Consider the following 2,500-nt stretch of genomic DNA (forward strand, 5'->3'; position numbering starts at 1 on the left):
CTTGACTGCGAGACCTACAAGTCGAGCAGGGACGAAAGTCGGGCTTAGTGATCCGGTGGTTCCGCATGGAAGGGCCATCGCTCAACGGATAAAAGCTACCCCGGGGATAACAGGCTTATCTCCCCCAAGAGTCCACATCGACGGGGAGGTTTGGCACCTCGATGTCGGCTCATCGCATCCTGGGGCTGTAGTCGGTCCCAAGGGTTGGGCTGTTCGCCCATTAAAGCGGTACGCGAGCTGGGTTCAGAACGTCGTGAGACAGTTCGGTCCCTATCCGTCGTGGGCGTAGGAAATTTGAGAGGAGCTGTCCTTAGTACGAGAGGACCGGGATGGACGCACCGCTGGTGTACCAGTTGTTCTGCCAAGGGCATAGCTGGGTAGCTATGTGCGGAAGGGATAAGTGCTGAAAGCATCTAAGCATGAAGCCCCCTCAAGATGAGATTTCCCATAGCGTAAGCTAGTAAGATCCCTGAAAGATGATCAGGTTGATAGGTTCGAGGTGGAAGCATGGTGACATGTGGAGCTGACGAATACTAATAGATCGAGGACTTAACCATATAATATGTAGCAATGTTATCTAGTTTTGAAGGAATATGCCTTCATAGTTTGGTGATGATGGCAGAGAGGTCACACCCGTTCCCATACCGAACACGGAAGTTAAGCTCTCTAGCGCCGATGGTAGTTGGGACCTTGTCCCTGTGAGAGTAGGACGTCGCCAAGCAAAAACCTAAGTCGTTTCGACTTAGGTTTTTTTGTGTTTATTTTTATTATTTTAAATTTAAAGGTAAGAATTACCTTTATAAGAATATAGTCCAGATGTAACAAGAATGTTTGTGATCTTATATAAAAAGGTTATATGAAAAGTAGCAATCTAGCTCTTTTAACATAACCTTTTGTGTTTTTAAAGGATTTTACATTAGAAAAAATCTATAATTAAGGTAGTTAACATATATTTTTGATGGGTGTGGGGGATTATGAAAGAAATATGCATGTTATTAGTGGCTGTTATATTATGGGGCACAGCCATTGCGCCAACAAAATGGGCGTTAGAATCTATTCAGCCGTTTACTTTGTTGTTTATTCGTCTTTTCTTTGCAGGTGGAATTTGTATGCTATTCTCATTTAAGCGACTACAAAAATCAGTTGTACATAGAAAAGTTCCATGGAAAAGAATGAGTTTGTTAGCTTTTACCGGTGTAGCTGGTTATTTTATGTTTACATCCTACGGTATTTCTTTAACCAGTGGATTACATGTGAGTATTATAGATGCTGCATTACCATTAGTTACAATTCTTTTTTCAGCACTCTTTTTGAAAGAGAAAATTCGATTGAATTATTGGATAGGAATTATATTGGGTGCTATAGGAGTACTCTTTATTACGATTCCATCTAAAAGTGCTAATCAAGAAGTGTCTTTAATAGGAGATATACTGATATTATTAAGTACTTTTCTATTTGCTTTCTACACAGTTTTGCTAAAACGGCCAAAACAAGAACAGTATTTATCAAACGAGGTTTTTACAACATTAACTTTAATTATTGGAGCTGTTATTCTCTTACCGTTTGCACTGGTAGAAATTTTTTATTACGGTCTCCCAAAGGTTGAAACTTGGAAAACGGGACTTAGTGTAATATACCTTGTTATTGGAGCAACAATTTTAGCATATTGGTTTTGGAATAAAGCGCTAGAGAGAGTTTCAGCATCAGTAAGCGGATTATATTTAAATGCATTACCATTAATAAGTATTGTTACTTCAATTATTCTATTAAATGAATCTCTGACATGGAGAGTAATAATGGGAGCGAGTTTAGTTTTAATCGGAGTAGGATGGGCGGATAAGCAAAAGTTATGTAATCTATTAAAAGGTAACAAGGTGGAGAATAGAGACTGTTAAACAGTATGATTTATATAATTGAAATGTTAAAAAGATACCTTATATATGAGGTATCTTTTTTATTTAGCAAAGATAATAGACTAAAGTTAGTATGGATATTCTTTGCTGTATTTATATGTGTCGAAATCATTTTGAAATATTGTTTGGACAAGTTGTATACATTCAGTATCATAAAAGCTTTCAAAAGTCGGATGACGGGGAAATAAAGGATCAGTAATATCGCCTTCGCTAAAATCCCCTTTATAAATCATGGCGGGAGTTTGATGATGCCATGATGTTGAGAACTCATTTATTGGTGCGGTTTTTAATTCGAAACGCTTTTCTAATTCTTTCATTTCCTGATCGAAGTTTTCTAAGTATATATAATTGGTCACATATTCTTCTTCACCAGCTATATATTGTTGTGTGAAATGTGGGTTAATATCACTTGCGTGAGCTCCTTTCATAAATAGATAGTATAGAAATTGTTTAAATGAGATCCCTTTGGAGGAATTTTCATCTTGATATAAAAACTTTCGGATGGGTTTCCATTCGGGATGTTCCATATAAGGAGGTCCAATTAAGGATACGAAAGAACTGACTGCTCTCCTATAAGGGTTACGAAC

General features: G+C 37.8%; 2 protein-coding genes and 2 rRNA genes (2 of these 4 running past the window's edge). 3 read left to right on the top strand and 1 reads right to left on the bottom strand.

What is annotated here, in order from left to right:
- The 3 genes from N2V80_RS01655 to N2V80_RS01665 form a co-directional block, all read left to right on the top strand.
- Positions 1 to 557: ribosomal RNA gene (locus N2V80_RS01655) — 23S ribosomal RNA — on the top strand (it extends 2,365 nt beyond the left edge of the window).
- Between the two features lie 48 nt (positions 558 to 605).
- Positions 606 to 721: ribosomal RNA gene (gene rrf, locus N2V80_RS01660) — 5S ribosomal RNA — on the top strand.
- Between the two features lie 253 nt (positions 722 to 974).
- A complete protein-coding gene (locus tag N2V80_RS01665; RefSeq protein WP_000658286.1) occupies positions 975 to 1,895 on the top strand; it encodes a DMT family transporter in 921 nt (306 codons plus the stop codon).
- An 86-nt stretch (positions 1,896 to 1,981) separates the two neighbouring features.
- Here N2V80_RS01665 and N2V80_RS01670 read toward each other — a convergent pair whose 3' ends face one another.
- Positions 1,982 to 2,500, bottom strand: the 3' portion of a protein-coding gene (locus N2V80_RS01670; RefSeq protein WP_000483020.1) for a sulfotransferase family 2 domain-containing protein. It continues 273 nt past the right edge of the window; only the last 519 of its 792 coding nucleotides appear in the window; the start codon falls outside the window, past its right edge — the gene reads right to left on this strand; it ends in the stop codon at positions 1,982 to 1,984.

It is taken from the genome of Bacillus sp. FSL W8-0640, from assembly GCF_038007725.1.
Lineage (GTDB): Bacteria > Bacillota > Bacilli > Bacillales > Bacillaceae_G > Bacillus_A > Bacillus_A cereus.

Bases quoted from the DNA above. Each gene is read 5' to 3' on its own strand.
- N2V80_RS01665 (WP_000658286.1), top strand. From the start codon at position 975: ATGAAAGAAATATGCATGTTATTAGTGGCTGTTATATTATGGGGCACA.